General features: G+C 53.1%; 16 protein-coding genes and 1 tRNA gene. 3 read left to right on the top strand and 14 right to left on the bottom strand.

Annotation, left to right across the window (positions count from 1 at the left end; genetic code table 11):
- Window positions 1-2: 2 nt before the first annotated feature.
- Window positions 3-1091 (bottom strand): DNA alkylation repair protein, encoded by a 1089-nt coding sequence (locus FRD01_RS01425; protein ID WP_146956951.1) that lies wholly within the window; start codon window positions 1089-1091, stop codon window positions 3-5.
- Window positions 1088-1405 carry a nucleotide pyrophosphohydrolase gene (locus tag FRD01_RS01420; protein WP_146956949.1) on the bottom strand — a complete coding sequence of 106 codons (318 nt, stop codon included), beginning with the start codon at window positions 1403-1405 and terminating at the stop codon, window positions 1088-1090. Before FRD01_RS01420 ends, FRD01_RS01425 begins: the two co-directional genes overlap by 4 nt.
- A gap of 24 nt (window positions 1406-1429) precedes the next feature.
- Here FRD01_RS01420 and FRD01_RS01415 point away from each other — a divergent pair, with 24 nt between their 5' ends.
- Window positions 1430-1765 carry a Rieske (2Fe-2S) protein gene (locus FRD01_RS01415; protein WP_249755914.1) on the top strand — a complete coding sequence of 112 codons (336 nt, stop codon included), beginning with the start codon at window positions 1430-1432 and terminating at the stop codon, window positions 1763-1765.
- On the opposite strand, the gene FRD01_RS01410 is transcribed toward FRD01_RS01415, so the two are convergent.
- Window positions 1762-3342 carry an ABC transporter ATP-binding protein gene (locus FRD01_RS01410; protein ID WP_146956946.1) on the bottom strand — a complete coding sequence of 527 codons (1581 nt, stop codon included), beginning with the start codon at window positions 3340-3342 and terminating at the stop codon, window positions 1762-1764. The two genes, FRD01_RS01415 and FRD01_RS01410, sit on opposite strands and share 4 nt — an antisense overlap.
- A 49-nt stretch (window positions 3343-3391) precedes the next feature.
- On the opposite strand from FRD01_RS01410, the gene FRD01_RS01405 reads away from it, so the two are divergent.
- On the top strand, window positions 3392-3718 hold the full coding sequence (locus FRD01_RS01405) for a thioredoxin family protein (RefSeq protein ID WP_146956944.1): 327 nt from the start codon (window positions 3392-3394) through the stop codon (window positions 3716-3718).
- A 48-nt stretch (window positions 3719-3766) separates the two neighbouring features.
- Here FRD01_RS01405 and FRD01_RS01400 read toward each other — a convergent pair.
- From FRD01_RS01400 to FRD01_RS01370, 7 genes are all read right to left on the bottom strand, one after another.
- Window positions 3767-3838: transfer RNA gene (locus tag FRD01_RS01400), tRNA-Gly, on the bottom strand.
- Window positions 3839-3893: 55 nt separating this feature from the next.
- Complete coding sequence (locus FRD01_RS01395; protein WP_146956942.1) at window positions 3894-4658, bottom strand: hypothetical protein; 765 nt, start codon at window positions 4656-4658, stop codon at window positions 3894-3896.
- 107 nt (window positions 4659-4765) lie between these two features.
- Window positions 4766-6655 (bottom strand): molecular chaperone DnaK, encoded by a 1890-nt coding sequence (gene dnaK, locus FRD01_RS01390; protein ID WP_146956940.1) that lies wholly within the window; start codon window positions 6653-6655, stop codon window positions 4766-4768.
- Between the two features lie 130 nt (window positions 6656-6785).
- Window positions 6786-7040, bottom strand: a complete 255-nt coding sequence (locus FRD01_RS01385) for an FmdB family zinc ribbon protein (RefSeq protein ID WP_146956938.1) — start codon at window positions 7038-7040, stop codon at window positions 6786-6788.
- 117 nt (window positions 7041-7157) lie between these two features.
- A complete protein-coding gene (locus FRD01_RS01380) occupies window positions 7158-8522 on the bottom strand; it encodes a cytochrome c biogenesis protein CcdA (RefSeq protein ID WP_146956936.1) in 1365 nt (454 codons plus the stop codon).
- Between the two features lie 68 nt (window positions 8523-8590).
- Window positions 8591-9874 carry a hypothetical protein gene (locus FRD01_RS01375; protein ID WP_146956934.1) on the bottom strand — a complete coding sequence of 428 codons (1284 nt, stop codon included), beginning with the start codon at window positions 9872-9874 and terminating at the stop codon, window positions 8591-8593.
- 17 nt (window positions 9875-9891) lie between these two features.
- Window positions 9892-10884: a hypothetical protein gene (locus tag FRD01_RS01370; RefSeq protein ID WP_146956932.1), complete on the bottom strand. Its 993-nt coding sequence runs from the start codon at window positions 10882-10884 to the stop codon at window positions 9892-9894.
- A 115-nt stretch (window positions 10885-10999) separates the two neighbouring features.
- Between FRD01_RS01370 and FRD01_RS01365 the strand changes: the two genes are divergently transcribed.
- Window positions 11000-11467, top strand: coding sequence for a hypothetical protein (locus FRD01_RS01365; protein WP_146956930.1), 468 nt, complete (start codon window positions 11000-11002; stop codon window positions 11465-11467).
- 3 nt (window positions 11468-11470) lie between these two features.
- On the opposite strand, the gene pnp is transcribed toward FRD01_RS01365, so the two are convergent.
- The 4 genes from pnp to FRD01_RS01345 form a co-directional block, all read right to left on the bottom strand.
- Entirely contained in the window at window positions 11471-13567 is a 2097-nt protein-coding gene (gene pnp / locus FRD01_RS01360) for a polyribonucleotide nucleotidyltransferase (RefSeq protein WP_146956928.1), read from the bottom strand.
- 137 nt (window positions 13568-13704) lie between these two features.
- A complete protein-coding gene (rpsO, locus tag FRD01_RS01355; protein WP_146956926.1) occupies window positions 13705-13974 on the bottom strand; it encodes a 30S ribosomal protein S15 in 270 nt (89 codons plus the stop codon).
- Between the two features lie 141 nt (window positions 13975-14115).
- On the bottom strand, window positions 14116-16050 hold the full coding sequence (locus tag FRD01_RS01350) for a zinc metalloprotease (protein ID WP_146956925.1): 1935 nt from the start codon (window positions 16048-16050) through the stop codon (window positions 14116-14118).
- The gene (locus tag FRD01_RS01345) at window positions 16047-17996 is read right to left on the bottom strand and encodes a hypothetical protein (protein WP_146956923.1); all 1950 of its coding nucleotides are present in this window, start codon (window positions 17994-17996) and stop codon (window positions 16047-16049) included. Before FRD01_RS01345 ends, FRD01_RS01350 begins: the two co-directional genes overlap by 4 nt.
- Window positions 17997-18044 lie beyond the last annotated feature (48 nt).

The following is an 18044-nucleotide window of genomic DNA, read 5'->3' as shown; positions in this document are numbered from 1 at the left end:
CCTCAGACCTTCAGCTCGAAGCTGGCTACGCCCACGATCTCTCCATTGATCTGAAGCGAGAATCTACCAGAACCTTCGTAATACCTACGGGTCGAGATTGGCTTAAATGAGTGCTTCTTCTTGACTTGATGCTCCCCAGCCTCGACGTGCTTCCACTTAAAGACCTTTGTGGATACGCGGACGGCTCCCGGAAACTCCACCACGTAGTCAACCACGGCAGGCCCATCGACTACAAAATCCGCGTGAATTTCAACCTGGTCTCCAACCCGAATAACTTCGGCGTCCAACGCAAAACTCCGCACTTCTACGTCTACCGCCCCAAAGCCAAGGATGGTCAACGCGCCCGGATCTCCCGATTTCACGAGACCTCTCAATGCATGACGAATCAAACGCTCGTCCACCCCGTCTTGTTGCCAACGCTCAAGCGTTGACTTCACTAGCTCAGGATCTTCTCGCGTGAGATCGTTGAGATGATTACTGATTGAGCGCCTCACGTACTCGGACGGGTCGAACTTTAAGGATTCAAGTAAAGCCAGAACTTCCGAACGATAATCCTTCAAAGCTGGCACGGACTTTCCCCAAGGAAGCCTCGGCCGAGTACCTTCAGAAACCCAGCGACGAACGTGTTCGCTCCGATCCAAAACAAGCGGCGTCAAACAAGTAATCGCCCTTTCGGTGTCCTCTAGAAGGAAGGGACGAATCGCGAATTCAGCGCTAAATGCCTTGGTGAGGCGATGCATGGCGCTGAAAGAGTGTTCCCAATGCGCCAAACCGTGACGCTCCACAATCGAACAAAGGGGCCACGCCCCGAAGCCCTCGAAGATATGCCTTTGGCCGAGTGTGTGCGTGTCTTCGAACGCTTTCTCTTCCGGTAGCAAGACGAGCAGTTCGGACATCAGTTCGGGAAAATCCAATTCGGCAAACTCGACGATTCGGTCGGCGATCGCGTTGACCCGATCCTTGAGTTCCAACTCGGCGAGATCTGGCTTCAGGTCGCGCAGTGCATCTGGACACCTAAGCCGTGTGCCATCCAATGTAGCTGCCACTGAGTCCAAGTAGTCTTCACTGAAGTAGTCTTTAAGCGCACTCACTCGTTCCTCTCAAATCGATCTTTGTCGCGGACGTTGTACTTCGCAAAGGTCGCGTCCATCACGGCGTCCAAGTCGATGTCCATGGAGTTTGCCAGTGCTACAACAACGAAGATGATATCGCCCAACTCTTCGGCAATGCTCCCTTCGCCTTCACCCTTCTTCTTTTTCTTGGGTCCGTGTGAGTGATTGATTTCCCTAGCGAGTTCACCAACTTCTTCCGTCAACCGCGCCAAATTTTCATGCGGGGTCCAGTATCCGTCCTTCCACTGAGACATCCATGCGTTCACCCGGGACTGCAACTCGTGTAAGCTCATCGCTCCTCCAATTGAGAGATTGACGTGGATTCGGAACATACATTTTACAAAGTCTGCCGCGAAGAAGAGATTCAAGAAAATGAGGGCAAGCTCGTGCATGCCGGTACCAAGAAACTCGCGCTCTTCCTCGTAGAAGGCCAGTACTATTGCATCCAGAACTTCTGCCCACACGCGGGCGGATTCCTCGCGCTAGGGCCTGTCGAAGGTTTCATCGTTCGATGTCCAAGACATGCATGGGGTTTTGATATGAGAAGTGGCGCCTGCAAAACAAACCCTAGATATGAAGCCAACTGCTACCCAGTAAAAACTCAAGACGGTGAAATCTGGGTTGGTCTCCCGAACTCGACAGACCCGCTCTAACGCTCGTCCGCACCGAGGACCGCGGCGAAAACAAACTCGCGAATTCGCTCGTCTTCGCTCTCCAAGAACGTGGCTGGATCGGCTTGGAGCAAGATTTGCCCCTGATAAAGCAGTGCAACTTGGTGCGCCATCCGCATCGTCGACGCCATGTCGTGACTGATCACGATGCTCGTCAGGTCGAACTTCTCTTGGGCCTCGAGGATCATCTCTTCGACGTAGTCCGAAAGCACCGGGTCCTGGCCGGTGGTTGGCTCGTCGTAGATCATGAGCTCGGGCTTCGATATCAACGCCCGAGCCAGTGCTGCGCGCTTTTGTTGGCCGTTTGAGATCTCGGACGGATAGCGCTTCGCGATGTCCGCCAACTTCCAGATATCCAGAAGTTCATGGGCCCGCTCCAACGCGTCTTTTCTGCTGGCCTCACGCCGCTCAACGAGCGGGAAAGCCACGTTGTCTTCGATCGTCAACGAGTCGAGCAGCGCCGAGTGCTGGAACAACATTCCAATTCGTTTACGAGACTTTTCTAGATCCTGATCACTCAGCTCCGAAACACGTTGCCCGAAGAGCATGACTTCGCCCGCATCTGCTCGCATCAGACCCAACATGTGTTTGATCATGACGCTTTTGCCCGCTCCTGAGCCACCGATGATCACTGTGATCTCGCCCTTCCGGGCCGTGAAGTCCACGCCTTTGAGGATATCTCGCTCACCAAAAGACTTGCGAACTTGATTCATGGTCACCATGGCTTCTGATGCGGATTCTGAGACCTCACGGGCCTCGTCGATGACCGATCGAGACGCTTTCCCGACCAACGCCTCAACTTCTGGTACCTTCGAGCGCTTGATCGCGTCCGGTGTGTCATGAGCAATGATCTTTCCGTCATGCAAGACAGCGATGGAATCGGCACTTCGGAAAATCGATGCGAGATTATGACTGACCATCACGGCGGTCAGGTCGTTTTCCCGAACGATATCCCGAAGCATATCGTCCACAAACTCGGTCATTACCGGGTCAAGGCCGGTGGTTGGGTCGTCGAGAAGAAGCATCTCTGGATTCCAGATGATGGTACGGGCCACACTGACGCGCTTCTTCATTCCCCCAGACAACGCTGCGGGAAACTCCTCTAGAACTTCTCCGAGTCCGAGGTTTTCGAGCAGCTCAGCAGCAAGCTTTTCAGCCTCTGCCTTACCCAACGCGTTGTTCTCAACGAGCGGGAACGCCACATTCTCAACCACGGACATCGAGTCGAAGAGCGCGTAATTCTGAAAGAGCATCCCTGCGCGCTTCCTCAAGTCGTCTAAAGAAACGGCGTCTAAGTCACCAATCTTCTTGCCGAAAAACTCAATCTCTCCACGGTTGGCTCTCATAAGACCGTTCATATGCTTCATCAACACGGTCTTCCCCGACCCTGACCGCCCGAGGATGACCGTAAACTCACCCGTGGGTATCTCGAGATCAATGCCCCTCAAGACCTCCAATTCGCCAAATGACCGATGGAGATCTTTGATCCGCAGGATAGGCCCGTCTTCTCCCGACCATCGCGAGATCTTTGGAAGTAATAGGTTATCTTTGGTCGTCATGAATCTCGAGTTGTGTAAGAGTTTAGAGAAACCCGTTCAGGAAGAATAGATGGTAGAACTAAGCGACTCCACGTTTGAATCAGAAGTCCGAAACTCTAAACGCCCCGTGATCGTGCTCCTAACAGCGCGATGGAGTGCAGCATCCGCGTTGTGCATCGAACTCGTCAAGAACCAACAAGCGAGTTACGGAGAAATGGTCAAGGTTTGTTCGCTCGACGTTGAGCAAAACCCGGAGATTGCCGCTATCTTTTCCCGAGACGCCTTGCCGGCAATCCTGGTCTTCAACCGAGGAAAAGTCATTCAAAGTGCGGGTCCTGCCTTTGACCAGCAATCGATCCACTCCTTGTTCGAACTCGCCCTTTCCGTTCAGCCCTAAAACCAAGAAACGAAAAAACCCCGACTTACAATCGGGGCTTTCGAAGAAAGCGGGAGAAGGGATTCGAACCCTCGACTTCAACCTTGGCAAGGTTGCACTCTACCACTGAGTTACTCCCGCGAACGGATTGGTCTTATAGGTCTGAGCCTCATGACTGTCAATATAGTTTTTTTCACTATTCGTAAGATTCTTCATTTTCGGAATCTTCAAATTCAGCGGCACGTGGTGTGCCCAATCGCCCAGCCTTCATCAACGCCGAAGACCTCAACTTGGGAGAGAGTTCTGGTAGTCCCCGAATTCTTTCCATGTTTCCGCGCATTAGGACATCCGAATTCCGCTTCATCGCCTCAATCTGACCACGATGTTTCATCTTATTGAAGGGCAATGAGCCCTGCTCATCGAGAGGGTCAGCACTTTCTTCCTCCACATCCCAACCATCTTCTTCTGGTGGAACTTCAGATTCTTCGATCTCTTCGAGTTGAATCGGCGGATTTTCATTGAGTACCTCAGGCGGGGCCATTTCCTCACGGATCTCCTCGCCTTCAATCATCTCGATCTCTTGAGCCTCCTCTTCCACCACCTCTTCCTCGACGACTTCTTCCACAACGGGTCGTGCCCTAGATGGCCGGGCAGAAACGGGAGGACTTGACGCTCCGCCCATATATGGACGAAACCCTTGAACTGGCTCTAGATTCGCATCAAAGTTGGTCTGAATCTCTCCTCGAGAGAGCGCAAACATGACCGCAGCTCCCAGCCCTAATAGAGCCACCACGCCGCCCAAAACGATGAGCATTCGTCGTGATTTCGGCGGCTCACTTGGCTCCGGAGGAGGTGTGAAACTTTCGACTTCAACGCTGCTATCTGTTGAATCGAGATGGAGCTCAAACGTTCCATCGCTATTTTGCTGGGCGTGAACCGCGTTTTGTTTTCCAGTGCTCATCTATGCCTCATAGGATCACAAGGGATCCACCTACACTCGACCACATTTTGGAAATAAAAAAAAGCGTGGGCGTATGCCCACGCTTAATTCGCCGATTCTAAGCGCAATCAGTTCGCTTCTTCGAACTCAGCGTCGATCACATCATCATCGTCAGAACCCTTAGATTCTGGCTCAGCACCTCCCTCAGGCGATGCTTGCTGATACATCTTCTCAGCTGCAGCGTGGAGGACCTTCTCCAAGGCCTCCATCTTCTCATTGAGTTCTTCAACACTCGATGATTCGTTCTCCACAGCGCCTTTGAGTCCTGAAATCAGACCCTCAAGCTCAGTCTTCTGCTCACCTTCGAGCTTGTCTCCGTGCTCTGCGACGTGCTTTTCAGCTGAGAGAACCATTGCTTCTGCACGGTTGCGAACTTCCACACGCTCTCTCTTCTTGTCATCCTCGGCTCGATGAGCCTCGGCCTCTTTGACGAGACGATCGATCTCTTCTTGAGCCAGACCACTCGAAGACTCGATGCGGATCTTCTGCTCTTTGCCGGTAGCCTTGTCCTTCGCGGACACGTGTACGATACCGTTCGCATCGATATCGAAAGCGACCTCAATCTGTGGCACGCCACGTGGAGCCGGTGGAATGCCGTCCAGGTTGAACTTCCTCAAGGTCTTGTTATCACCGGCCATGGGGCGCTCACCTTGGAGCACGTGGACCGTCACCGAGGTCTGCGAATCTGCAGCTGTACTGAAGATCTCGCTCTTCTTCGTCGGAATCGTTGTGTTCCGAGGAATCAAAGTGGTCATCACGCCGCCCAGGGTCTCGATTCCGAGAGAAAGCGGAGTCACGTCCAAGAGAAGAATATCAGTCACGTCGCCACTCAAGACGCCCGCTTGCACGGCAGCTCCGAGTGCCACAACCTCATCGGGATTCACGCCCTTATGAGGCTCCTTGCCGAAGAACTCTTTAACTTTGGCTTGGACCAAAGGCACACGAGTCGAACCACCGACCAAAATAATCTCGTCGATCTTGTCCTTGGTAAGTTTCGCATCCTCGAGAGCCTTCCTGCAGGGCTCCAAAGTTCGCTGAACCAAGTCGCCGATCATCGACTCATACTTGGCTCGGGAGAGCTTCATATTGAGGTGTTTCGGGCCGCTCGCGTCCGCTGTGAGGAATGGCAAGTTGATATCCGTCTCAGTCACGCTAGAAAGCTCAATCTTGGCCTTCTCGGCGGCTTCCTTGAGACGCTGAAGGACCATCTTGTCTTTCGACACGTCCATCGCCGTGTCCTTCTTGAACTCAGCGATCAACCAGTCAATGATCACTTGGTCGAAGTCGTCACCACCGAGGTGCGTATCACCATTGGTCGAAATAACCTCGATGATCTTGTCGCTGACCTCAAGGATGGAGATATCAAACGTACCGCCACCAAGGTCGTATACGGCGATCGTTTGCTCACCGTTTTTCTGGTCAAGTCCATAGGCAAGCGCGGCTGCCGTAGGCTCGTTGACAATACGCTTGACGTCCAAGCCTGCAATGCGACCGGCATCTTTGGTCGCCTGACGCTGAGCGTCGTTGAAGTAAGCAGGCACGGTGATCACGGCTTCTGTGACCGTTTCACCTAGATAAGACTCCGCAGCCTTCTTAAGCTTCATGAGAATCTTAGAGCTCACCTCCGGTGGGCTGTACTTCTTGCCGCGAACCTCAATCGAAGCGTCTCCATTGTCTGCGGCGACAACTTTGTAAGGGATGCGATCCACTTCATTGGCCACCGAGCTCTGTTTCATTCCCATGAAACGCTTCACCGAGAAGATGGTGTTCTCGGCGTTGGTGATCGCCTGGTTGCGGGCAATTCGCCCAACAAGGACGTCGCCTTTGTCATCAAATGCCACCACAGATGGCGTAGTTCGAGTGCCTTCTTCGTTGGCGATGACCTTTGGCTCTTTGCCTTCCATCACTGCCACACACGAGTTGGTTGTACCGAGGTCGATACCGATGATCTTACCCATATCCGTTTCTCCTAACCTATTGGTTTTGAATTTGATTGGTCGCGGCCAGTTACTACCTCGCGCGACCGAACTCCTAACTTGAATCACAAGCTATACACGGGTTCGCTAGCGGCAACCCGCGAACACAAATTTATTCGCTTCCCGTCGCACTTTTTGTGTCTGAGGCCGCAGTGCTGCTTCCGCTATCGCTAGGTGTGCTCTTTGTCCCCTTATAATCCGAGACATACCAACCGCCTCCCTTGAGTTGGAAGGATGTGGTCGACATCACACGACTCAGATTCGGTTTCCCACATTTTGGACATACCGTTGGCTCGGCCCGACCAGGAAGAACCATCTCTTCGAGGGCCTCTCCACACTCTGTGCACTGATATTCGTAAATTGGCATTCTTTACCTCTCCACTCACAATTAAGCTGCGCGGCAAGGTATGCACTGCAAAGGGGGCGTCAAGTCACTCTTTGCGAATATGACGTTTCAACCCCAAAAATCGTGCGTATGACGCATCTAGAGGGTGGCTTCCCAGATCGAAAAGCTTAGATCTGAGAAAAGTGGAATGACGAGTCGGAGGTAGTAGATCGTCATGCCCACAAAGATGGTCGCAAATACAACCTTGACCGTCTCCATCCACGGTCCCGATTTGGGAAGCTTGGAGATCATTGAGGAAAACGTCCCTAGGAGGATAAAAAGCTGGCCCATACCGAGCGCAAAAACGCTCAAGAAGAGCCAACCCATCAGTAGATCTTGTTCTTGGGCGACCCAAACCAGGATGCCGGCCACTATTGGCCCAACACACGGCGCTGCGATCAAACCTGCCACAAGTCCCATGAGCAGCGCTCCGAAGTAGCCCTTCTTTCCTGTTTGGCCGAGCTTAGTTTGCAGGTTGGCGGGAAGCTTGATCTCGAAAAGTCCCAGACTCGAAAGTGCGAGCGCAAAGAAGAGCACCGAGATACCAACCACAACAACCGGACTCTGCATAGCGCCGCCAAACACGCCTCCAAGCGCGGCCGCTCCCAAACCCATCACTGAATAAGTCAGGACAATTCCGAGTACGTAGACTAGGCTCAGAGCAAACCCTTCTCGGCGAGTAGCAACGTCGCGAGCTCCAAAGAGGCTGATCGTGATCGGAATCAGTGGGTAGACACAAGGCGTGAAACTCGACGCCACGCCAGCTAAGAATACCAACAAGAGTGCGGCCCAAAGCCCCTTTTCATCGAGTTCCTTCCCAAAGCCCGAGCTACTCCCACCCTTCCCCGTCTGAACGATGTCGAGCTTCTCAAGAAACTCGCCCGACTCCAGCTTTCCTTCGAATCGCGCATTCTCCACGGGTGTACCATTGGACTTATAGAAGCCTACAGTTGGAAGTCCACTTACGCGGAACTCTTTGATCAACTCTCGATTTTGAGGCGTGTCCTGGTCGAAGTCGACCTTGAAAAGAATGAATTCTTCCTCGAGCCGAGGCCTAACCTCAGCCGAGCGAAAGACCTCTGATTCCATTTCGTTACAGGCTGCACACCACTCGGCCCAGAAATCGACCATGATTGGCTTTTGAGAAGCCTCGGACAACACTCTGGCTGATTCCAAGTCGTATTCCCAATCAAGGCCGTCCGGACTAGGCGGGGCTTCTGTGGAGGCAAAGACCAGCCAGAACACACCGATTCCCGAAATGAGAGCACCTAGGTATCGGCGAACCTTCCCCAATCGAGTCAAATCCCACCAACTTGTAAGGGCTTGAGCCACAACGAGCCCAAAAAGAAACACCGAGAGCCCAAGAGAGACAAGCGGCAGACGCTCCGAAATCGAAGCATCACTAGCCCACGCAAAACTGGGAAACGCTAGGCCTAAGGCCACTAAGATGAAGATTCGCAACATACCCTGTACCTAGAAACAGGTCTCTTGGAGCAAAACCAACAGGTGTATGGTCAGAATTCCGCGGCAAGTCAATTGGCGGTCTTTTCCTGCAGATAGGTGAAAACTTCCTTCTTGCTGAAGATGGATGTGACCAATCCGTCATAGCAGCCTGCCGCTGGCATATCGAGCGACCGTGCACTGTCTTGAAAAACCTCGCATCGCCCCGTCGGCTCTTGGTTCGAAGTGTCAGAACCATCAAAATTCGCAATCCCCTTCCACGCGACAAACTCCACGGGCAAGCCAGCCATCCAGGCTTCAAAATCATCTATGAAATTCTTTTGTCTCAAGTAGTCAACCACAGACTCCACCGGGGTTCCGACTTCGTAAACGACTACCGGAAGCGTCAAACCGTAGAGGCTCTCCAAGCGCCGAAGAAATTCATAGGAACTTCCATCGTCCCCGGGTTGCGCGTAGACTGAGAGCGCAAGGATGTCGGAGCGTTCGAGCAATGGCAGCAAGAGGAGCTCAAACGCTGTATCAAGCGCTTCGATCTCGCTTACACCATCGCCACCGTATTGAGGTGCGACGAACTCCACAAAATGATTCCAGTTGATACCAAACCCAATCTTAGTCTCGGGTGAGGCACGGCGGATCCTCTCGATCGCAAGCTGGTAGAACCCCATGAAGTTGGCGAACTCGCTCGGAGCCACTCCGTTACCTTCAGGAGTCCGAACAAGGCGTTCCATTTCCGTGCCCACAACCATGTATCTGGGAGTCAGAGCGGAAGCCGTGCTCTCGATATCGTCAAGGATTGAACGGCTAAAATCGCTACGGAAGAATCCATAGGGGCCGCGTCCCACCGTGTTCGCTTCCTCGCCCAGTTCCCCGTCCCAACGAACGTACCAATCTCTACGAAGACGCCAGAAATCTACCACGACCGATTTCTCGGTGAACTCTGCGTCTGCGAGTTGACTGAACTCGTCGATTTCATCACTCAAGTCCTGTGCTCGGGCAGAGAGTTTACCGGACCCAACGTTAGATGCTCTGAAGTCGACAGGACCACGAGATGTCACCGTACTAGCTGCCGGAAAGGTTAAGTACTCACCGACCTCTTGAGCCCCCTGATCGTAAGTCTGTAGGCGTAGGACTGCATGAGGAAAGGTTTGAGAAACTTCCGCAAGGACTTCTGCCCGTTGCGTGGCGATTCCCATCGCTTCACCGGACCGAACTCCAACTCCCACTTCCACATCAGCCCATGAAAAGGGTGTGGCAGCAGGAAGAGTCGGAAACCGATTTTCCTCCACGACACCATCGTCATCTTCGCCACAAGAAATAAAAAGAAGGGCCACAAAGGCCCACATTGCTGAACGCATTTTGTTATCCATCACGCCTAGTAAATAATCAGGTCATCCGAAGCACCCGTCGCCAGGTCCTTGAAGTCAGGCCCTTTCTTGGTCTTCTTTTTCTTAGCCTTCTTCTTCTTAGCCTTCTTCTTCTCTTTCTTTTCCGGAGCGGCAGCAACCGCACCTTCGTCTGTGTATTTGCGCACTTTGTCGTCTTGTGGTCGTCCTTCGTTCAAGTTGACGTCGGTGCTTCCGACAAGTGAGTCAAGGACGTTGGCATTCGCCTCGTAGTCGCCAGCCTCAGTCAATGCCTGAACCGCAGCAGATACTTCTTCTTCACTCTTGTCACCGCCTCCGAACTTACGATTTGATGCCTCGAGGCGTCTCAGCGCCTGTCGGTCCGAGAAGACCATCGTGTACGTGTCGAAGAGTTCCTTCTTATTCTTAACCGCCATCACGGTCTCCGGATCTTCCCACTGCACAAGGGCCAACTGCTCTTTGCCACCAATCTCTTCGTACTCAGCGACGGTCGGACGACCGTACTTATTTACGGTTGAGCCTACCAACGACTCAAAACCAACGCTCTGCATGTAAGAAGGATTGTAGCCCACCACGAGCTTGTAAAACTTACCATCGATGAAGAAGTAGAATCGCTGAGCAACCTTGTCTTTCACCAGCAGAAATGACTCACCATTGTTGGTTGTGAATTCATCTGCCACCACACTCACTTCATAGCCCGTTCGTCCTTCGAGGCGTGTGTAGCTCTTTTCAGCAGTCGCCAGGCGGTCGAGAAGAGCCTTTCGCTCCTTCTGAAGAAGGAGCATATCCCTCTTAATCGACTCATCTTTGCGCAGCTTGTCCATCTCCGACTTCTTCAGTTTGGCAAGCACGTCTTTCTTCGAATCACCCCACTTGATATCTCCAAGTGTCTCGGATAGCTCAGAAGAAAGGTCAGACTTTGCCTTCGACTTCGCTGTGGCGCTCATTGACAATCCGAGCACCAACAGGACGCTCATAATGAGATAAAATACACGACTCATGTTATCCTCCTCTTCATTGGTGCAGAGGCTATCAAATACAACCCTCGCTCACAACTCTACGAGACGATTACCGCACATTCGGTTTCAACGTCCCTGAACTGCGATAGATTCAATTATGGAACGCCCGTCATACCAAACACTCTTGAAGAGCCCTCTCGTCCGGTTTCTCATACTCGCCGCAGCGATCCTCGCCGGTGCGAGCGGCCTCAAATTCTACTTGATTGACTATCCGAAGATGCAGGCCGCCGAAATTGCACAATCTGGGCCGGAAACACTTGAGCTGCTCTCTCAGAAGATCGCGGAGGTGAAGGATCCCAAGAACCTCCCCGAGTCCACTCCTTGGAACCCAAGCGACCTTCCCTGCGCATCCAGCAAGCTTCCGCATACTGATGACTTCTGGAGCATGGTGGGTTTGGACACAAAAAAACCGTCGGTCTATCAATTTCGATTTGATAAGTCCGACGGTATCTACACCCTATGGGCGCGCCGTGATTCTGATTGTGACGGACTCTATGTAGTCCACCGCATTGATGCCTCTCTTGGTGCTGCGGGAACTCCAAAGTCACACAACCTAGGCGAATAAGCCTTAGTTGAGGTCTACTTCGCCTTTCTCAGCGAGCGCCGCACGTCTGGAGAGACGAATCTTTCCGCCGCGCTCCATCTCGAGAACTTTGACCATAACTTCGTCACCCTCTTTGAGGATGTCGTCCACGCTGTCCACGCGACCTTCGGTCAACTCGGAGATATGGCACAAGCCTTCGGTTCCTGGGAGGATTTCGATGAAAGCACCGAAGTCTACGACCTTCTTGACTGTTCCCATGTAGATGGCGCCCACATCAGGCGTAGCCGTCAAGCCTTCGATAATCTCAATAGCCTGTTGCGCCTTGAGAGCGTTGGACGATGAAATGGAGACCGTTCCGTCATCCGAAATCATCACGGTCGTTCCAGTAGCATCTTGGATGCCACGGATGGTCGACCCACCCTGTCCGATAACCGCACCGATTGCGGATACAGGAACCTTGATCTTCACAACACGTGGTGCTGTGTCTGCAAGGTCACTGCGTGGCTCAGAAATCGTCTGAGTCATCAGATTCAGAATGTGCTGAATTCCAGCGCGAGCCTGACCGATCGCCGCATTCATGGTCTCGCGATTGAGGCCTTTGATCTTCGTATCAAGCTGGAACGCTGTGATTCCCTTCTCAGTTCCACAGATCTTGAAGTCCATGTCGCCGAGATGGTCCTCGTCACCGAGAATATCGCTGAGGATCTGATAGCGATCCCCTTCCTTAATCATTCCCATGGCGATACCAGCGGTATGGCGAGGAATCGGAACTCCAGCGTCCATAAGCGCGATACTACCGCCACAAACCGAAGCCATCGAACTCGAACCATTGGACTCGAGAACATCGCTGACGATGCGGATTGTGTATGGGAAATCAGCTGGAAGGTCCGGAAGCGTTGCCGTCAAGGCACGCTCTGCCAAGAATCCGTGTCCAATTTCGCGACGAGCTGTGGTTCGGAAAGGCTTGACCTCTCCGACACAGAATCCTGGGAAATTGTAGTGGAGCATGAAGTTGCGTGTCTCATCACCTTCAAGCGTATCGAGGCGCTGAGCTTCGCGCTCGGTACCAAGCGTCACACTCACAAGGGTCTGAGTCTCTCCGCGAGTGAAAATCGCGGACCCGTGGCTACGTGGAAGGTAGCCAGGTTCGATCGTGATATCACGAATGTCCTTCGGACCACGGCCGTCCATGCGCTTTCCGTCGAGAATCATCTCACGAGAGACTTTTCGGCGGATATTCCCATATGCCTCTTTATAGGCATCGAGTTCTTCAGGCGCCTTCTCCTCGTAGTACGCGACGACTTCGTCCTTTACGGCGTTGATAGCAGCATAGCGCTCATGCTTGTCGGGCACGGTGAGTGCTGCAACAATCTTCTTCGCGTAACGCTTTTCAACTTCTTTTTCGTGCTTCGGAAAGCTAGGAGCCTCTTCCACAGCCGTCTTCGCCTTTCCAATCGCTTCTGCCATACGGACCTGCGCTTGCAGGGCGTCTTGGGCAGCGTCACGACCAAAATCGAGGGCGTCGATCATGATTTCGTCAGGGGTCTCTTTCGCACTACCTTCGACCATCACGATGGCGTCAAGCGTCACAGCGAGCACGATGTCCATCTCGGAGCGCTCGCGCTCTTCGAACGTTGGGTTTGCGATGAACTTGCCATCGACACGACCCACACGAACACCGACGACCGGTCCGGCAAACGGAATGTCGCTGAGCATGAGCGCAGCCGAACATCCCGTGATGCTCAGAACGTCAGTATCGTTGACACGGTCTGCCGAGATGACCCAAGCGACCAGCTGGGTCTCGTTTTCGAAAGTTTTCGGAAACAAAGGACGCATTGGTCGGTCGATCAAACGACTCGTGAGCGTTGCCTTAGTACTCGGCTTCGCTTCGCGCTTGAAATAGCCGCCCGGGATCGAACCCGCCGCCCATTGGTTTTCCACGTAATCACAAACCAAGGGAAAGAACCCAAGGTTGCGTTTTCCGCCTGCGGTTGCGGTGCAAAGCACCATTGACTCACCAAACTGCACAACCACGGACCCGCCTGCCTGGCGAGCCATTCGGCCGGTCTCGATGATCAATTCACGATCGCCGATCCGAGCCACTTCTCTATAAATTGCCATATATCTCTATCCTTACATCTACGTGGTGTGCACACAATTGAGCCACCACACCTTCATGGAAAGGCTGCCTCCCTGGCAAAGGCGACAGCCCCGAAAAAATCTTACAAAAAAGCCCCCGAAAGACGGGGGCTGGAAAATTACTTTCGCAGTCCGAGTGCTTGAATCAACTCTCGGTAACGCGGAATATCTTTGCTACGAAGATATGCCAAAAGACGACGACGCTGTCCGACCAGCTTAAGCAGGCCGCGACGACTGTGGTGGTCGTGCTTATGTGTTTCAAAGTGCTCTTGAAGCTGCTGAATGCGAGCTGTCAGAAGAGCGATCTGGACCTCAGGTGAACCCGTATCGTTCTCACCGCGGCCAAATTTGGCGATAATTTCGTTTTTGATATCTGAATGCAAAGCCATGGGATAACTCCAAAAAAATGCGTATCTAAACTACTCTGTCTGACGAACCCACCCATGGAGAGAAAGTCAAAATGCAGAGTCGGCGGGACCATAAAGGCCGAAGGCACGATAGTCAAGGAGTTTTCAACTTATCCGCGAGCTCTACTCAGGCATAGCCAGAATCGACTTCAAGTAGTCCAAATTGCGAGGGCTAAAGCGGCTCGTAGGGGCGCCGGGCAACTGCGCTCGAACATCAAACGGCCGGTCTGCTCCAGAGTTCATAATCCAACCCTCGCCCGGCGGGTCGTTATGGAACTTCTTCTCGTGGCCTTCTACGCTTGGCGGAAAGTGAGCGAGCCCCAGCGCGTGTCCCACCTCGTGAACGGCAGTATGCGCGGTTAGATTAGCTAGGAGCGATACTGCCGCCCCAACTTCTTCGGCACGATCTCCCGATAGGTCGTCGGGCCCAGCTGGTTGTCCGCCCAAAGACGGCATCACTTTACCCATCACTCGGTCAAACTCCGGAGACGTCCCAAAATTATCGGGAAAGAGCGTGGGACTAAAGATCACGAAGGACTCAATGAACACGCCACCGTAAGGCAAAAAACCAGCGTCCTGACTGTGACGATTCACCCCGCCCAGATAGTCGCCGAGAAATAAATTGCCCGTATCCTTGCCACCTTGATTAAACGAATTGTCGTATCCAAAATTGAGCAGACCACTGGGGTCAGGACCACCAATCTCAACCGTTGTGAACTCGATAAAGTCTTGAGGAATTGTGTCGCGGACTTCCACATGAATGTCTTCATAGTCTCTGCTGACGCCTTCCAGAATCGCTTCCTTCAAAGCATGTTCAACATTGGCCAGTCCGTAATTCTGAAGCGCGCGAGTGAACCCCGGAAGATACTTCAAATAGATGATCTGTTTAGTTGAAGTAACCTCAAAGCTTCCCCGCCACGACTGCCCGGCTTGCTCCGAAGACGCGTCAAACAACGTTGGGGTAATCGTCCCTTCAAAGACACCTGGGGTCGCACCCAGTCCAGTGATTTGGTTGTTTTGCGAGATCTCATACCAAACGTCTTGAAGGATCGTACTCTCGTCTGAAACCTCAAATGGCACGCGAATGATCGCTGAGTTTCCGGAATAAACAAGCGGCGGGATGTTCGGGTTGCTAGGTGTAAATGTGCCGTCGTAGGTCAGATACATGCCGTATCCAAGGGCGTCATTTGGGACCACGAAACCTCGCCCCCGGATGGTGACCTTTTGACCCCGAGAGGCACTTCTCGGCTCCAACGACTCAATCCGACTCCGATCGATTGCAATACGCGTGTCTGGAATAAGCGTTCCACTAAATTTTTGGCCCGTGCGGAGCACACTTTCGAACGCGAGTTCTCCTTCAAACTGGCCAACGCGCACTCCAAAAAGGGCGGGACTCAATCTAAGAATCGCCTCATCACGCGCCCCGTTCCACTCTAGAGCTACACGTGCATTCGTGATGACCCTTGAGGAAGCGTCGGGATAAGTCATACGCCCTTGGGTTACGAGTGCGTAGGTTGTGCCCTCCTCTGGTCTTAGGAAGCCGTCACCGCGAATCACCACTTCTTGGTCAGGAAAGCCCGAGAGGTTCGAGGGAAGCTCCACATTCTTCGGCGTCGCATCGTTTCGAAAATCGAGTCGGATATCCTCGACGTAGGCGATTCCGAGGAGTCCGATTGGGTCGTCGAGCTCAATCTCGATGGAACCTGTGAACCTGCGGTCCTCCCCTCCACTTATCTCAGCGAAAAGTCCTTCGTTGACGTCGAGGGAGACCTTCAGGTTTCCCGCGGAACCGACGCGGTCCACAGGCACGAAATACGTGGCCTCGAACCGTTCGCCCCCATCGAGAATACCTCCTAGCCGAACCCGCGCTCCGCTCGATTCACGCCGCGAGGAATTCAAGATCTCGAAGCTGAGTATGGAACTCGGGAGTACATCCGTCTGGTTAAGAAGCGCGACAAATTCCTGAGGCTCTCGCTCTGGCCCTTCTTCAAGATCCCCTGAGGCGCAGCCCACACAAAGCGCAAGCCAAATCAGAAGTGGGAAAAGGTAGGATTTCACGGCAAAGGGAGAATCTCCAAGAGATACTCTTGGTTCTTCGGGTTAAAGAAAGGAGGTTGTGTACCATTCAACTCGCCACGCTCCACAAAGGGGCGGTCGCCACCCGAGTCCATCAAACACCCATCACAAGGCGTGCGGTTGTGGAACTCTCCTCGAGGAACAATGCGATCTTGGTCGAAGAATGAGAGGCCCAAAGAGTGGCCAATCTCATGGGATATCGTGTTGCCGACCACGCTTCCAATCATATGGATCGCCTCTTGAATCTGAGCTGACCTCTCGCCGTTCGGCCATTCGGTTCCGCGTACGGGACTTCCTCCAAGCGCTGGCATGAAAGGCCCCAAAACCCGGTCAAAATCTTCCGACGCATCAATCACACCGGGATTTAGGGTCTTGCTGAAGTAATCGAAAGACTCGATGAAGACCCCGCCATAAGGCGTGCTGAACTCGTCCTGGCTGTTGCGATTTACGCCGCCCAGGTAATCCGCCAAAAATAGGTTGTCGGTATCCTTGCACCGCTGCGTGACCACATTACAGGTGTTGTCGTAGCCGAATTTGTTCTCACCAGACGGGTCTGGCCCACCAATCTCGATCGTTGCAAAATCGATGAATTGGGTCGGCGCATCCTCGGTGAACTCAACGTTTACCATGGCATAATCGCGATTGGTTACTTCAAGAATTCGGCGCCGAATCTCGAACTCAACGTTTTGCACCCCGTACTTTTCCAAGCCCTTTGAGAACGATGGAAGATACTTGATGTGGACCATTTGCTTAGTGGGCAAGACCTCAAAGGTACCCACAAATCCCTCACCTATCTGCTCGCCCCATTGGTCAAAAGCGATTGGCGTGATCGAACCTTCGAATACGCCTGGTTTCGCGCCGAGGCCCGTGAGGTCGTAGAGTCCAAGCTGCCCCGGGCGCTCCACAATTTCATACCAAACAGCCATCTCGGCTACCGAATCGTTCAAGACGCGGTCCGGACTCCTTTCTAGCGCCCGTTCTCCCTCAAGATTGAGCGACTCTCCGTCGTCGTAGCGAAGCGTTCCCTCAAATCGGAAGATCATCCCGAAGAATGCGTCGGAGTCGGCATTAGGGACCATTCCCCGGCCGTTAATCTGAATGAGTTGACCACGAGAGCCAGCATCCGGATTAAACGTCGCAATGAATGGAGGTTGCATCTCAAACACGAGGCTCTCGAGAGCGTTGCCCGGAAACTCCTGAGCGCTGGACAGGCGATTCAAGAAGCTTACAGACCCATCGAAATTCATGACTTGAACCCCGAAAACATCTGGGCGAAGCGGGAAATAGGCGCGTGTTCGACTATCGTCCCAAACGAGCTCGATTTCCGCACTTGTGACCTCGCGCGTGTCACCGTTTGAGTAAGTCACAGCGCCGTCCACCACAGCGAGGGTTGCCCCCTCCTCTGGTCGCAAAAAATTCTTGCCTGTGACCTCTATGAGTTGCCCCGGAAAGGCCGCTGGCAGAGAGAACGCATCCAGATTGGGAGGAAACTCGGAAAAGGCCTCCAGGCGTTGACCGTCAAGCCTTCCTCGTCCAAGAACGCCTATCTCGTCGATGAGGTCGACTTCAAAACTACCGGTGAAAATCGATTGTGGGCTTGGCGCAAGAGCTGGCCAAAGCTGTGTGTTAACCGGCATGCGAACAATAATATTGCCCTGATCTCCGTCTCGGTCGGTCTCGGCTACAAAATACGTGAACGAGACTTCCCGGCCCACTCCATCGTAGCCCTCAACTTTGATCTCAGCTGATTCAGCAACGGTTCGCTCGGTCCCCAAGATCTCGAAGGTCAGAACCGATGAAGAAACGATTTGAGACTGATTGTACCCGATGATCAAGGGCTGCACCTGGCGCGACGATTCATCTGGGGGAGACTCGTCCTCGGACGCACAGCCAACCAAGATCAAAGCGAATAGAAGCGCAAAACGCATGAAAAGCCTGGGAAAGACCTAAGTAAGACACGGTCTTAAGGATTGACG

This window comes from Microvenator marinus (genome assembly GCF_007993755.1).
In the GTDB taxonomy this organism is placed as follows: Bacteria; Myxococcota_A; Bradymonadia; order Bradymonadales; family Bradymonadaceae; genus Allomicrovenator; species Allomicrovenator marinus.
Note: the sequence above shows the minus strand (reverse complement) of the source record. Positions and strands in the feature narration are given on the sequence as shown.

Coding starts and splice junctions, on each gene's coding strand:
- pnp (WP_146956928.1), bottom strand. CDS start 13,567: ATGGCAATTTATAGAGAAGTGGCTCGGATCGGCGATCGTGAATTGATC.
- dnaK (WP_146956940.1), bottom strand. CDS start 6,655: ATGGGTAAGATCATCGGTATCGACCTCGGTACAACCAACTCGTGTGTG.
- FRD01_RS01410 (WP_146956946.1), bottom strand. CDS start 3,342: ATGACGACCAAAGATAACCTATTACTTCCAAAGATCTCGCGATGGTCG.
- FRD01_RS01405 (WP_146956944.1), top strand. CDS start 3,392: ATGGTAGAACTAAGCGACTCCACGTTTGAATCAGAAGTCCGAAACTCT.
- FRD01_RS01395 (WP_146956942.1), bottom strand. CDS start 4,658: ATGAGCACTGGAAAACAAAACGCGGTTCACGCCCAGCAAAATAGCGAT.
- FRD01_RS01365 (WP_146956930.1), top strand. CDS start 11,000: ATGGAACGCCCGTCATACCAAACACTCTTGAAGAGCCCTCTCGTCCGG.
- FRD01_RS01345 (WP_146956923.1), bottom strand. CDS start 17,996: ATGCGTTTTGCGCTTCTATTCGCTTTGATCTTGGTTGGCTGTGCGTCC.
- FRD01_RS01375 (WP_146956934.1), bottom strand. CDS start 9,874: ATGCGTTCAGCAATGTGGGCCTTTGTGGCCCTTCTTTTTATTTCTTGT.
- FRD01_RS01420 (WP_146956949.1), bottom strand. CDS start 1,405: ATGAGCTTACACGAGTTGCAGTCCCGGGTGAACGCATGGATGTCTCAG.
- FRD01_RS01385 (WP_146956938.1), bottom strand. CDS start 7,040: ATGCCAATTTACGAATATCAGTGCACAGAGTGTGGAGAGGCCCTCGAA.
- rpsO (WP_146956926.1), bottom strand. CDS start 13,974: ATGGCTTTGCATTCAGATATCAAAAACGAAATTATCGCCAAATTTGGC.
- FRD01_RS01370 (WP_146956932.1), bottom strand. CDS start 10,884: ATGAGTCGTGTATTTTATCTCATTATGAGCGTCCTGTTGGTGCTCGGA.
- FRD01_RS01380 (WP_146956936.1), bottom strand. CDS start 8,522: ATGTTGCGAATCTTCATCTTAGTGGCCTTAGGCCTAGCGTTTCCCAGT.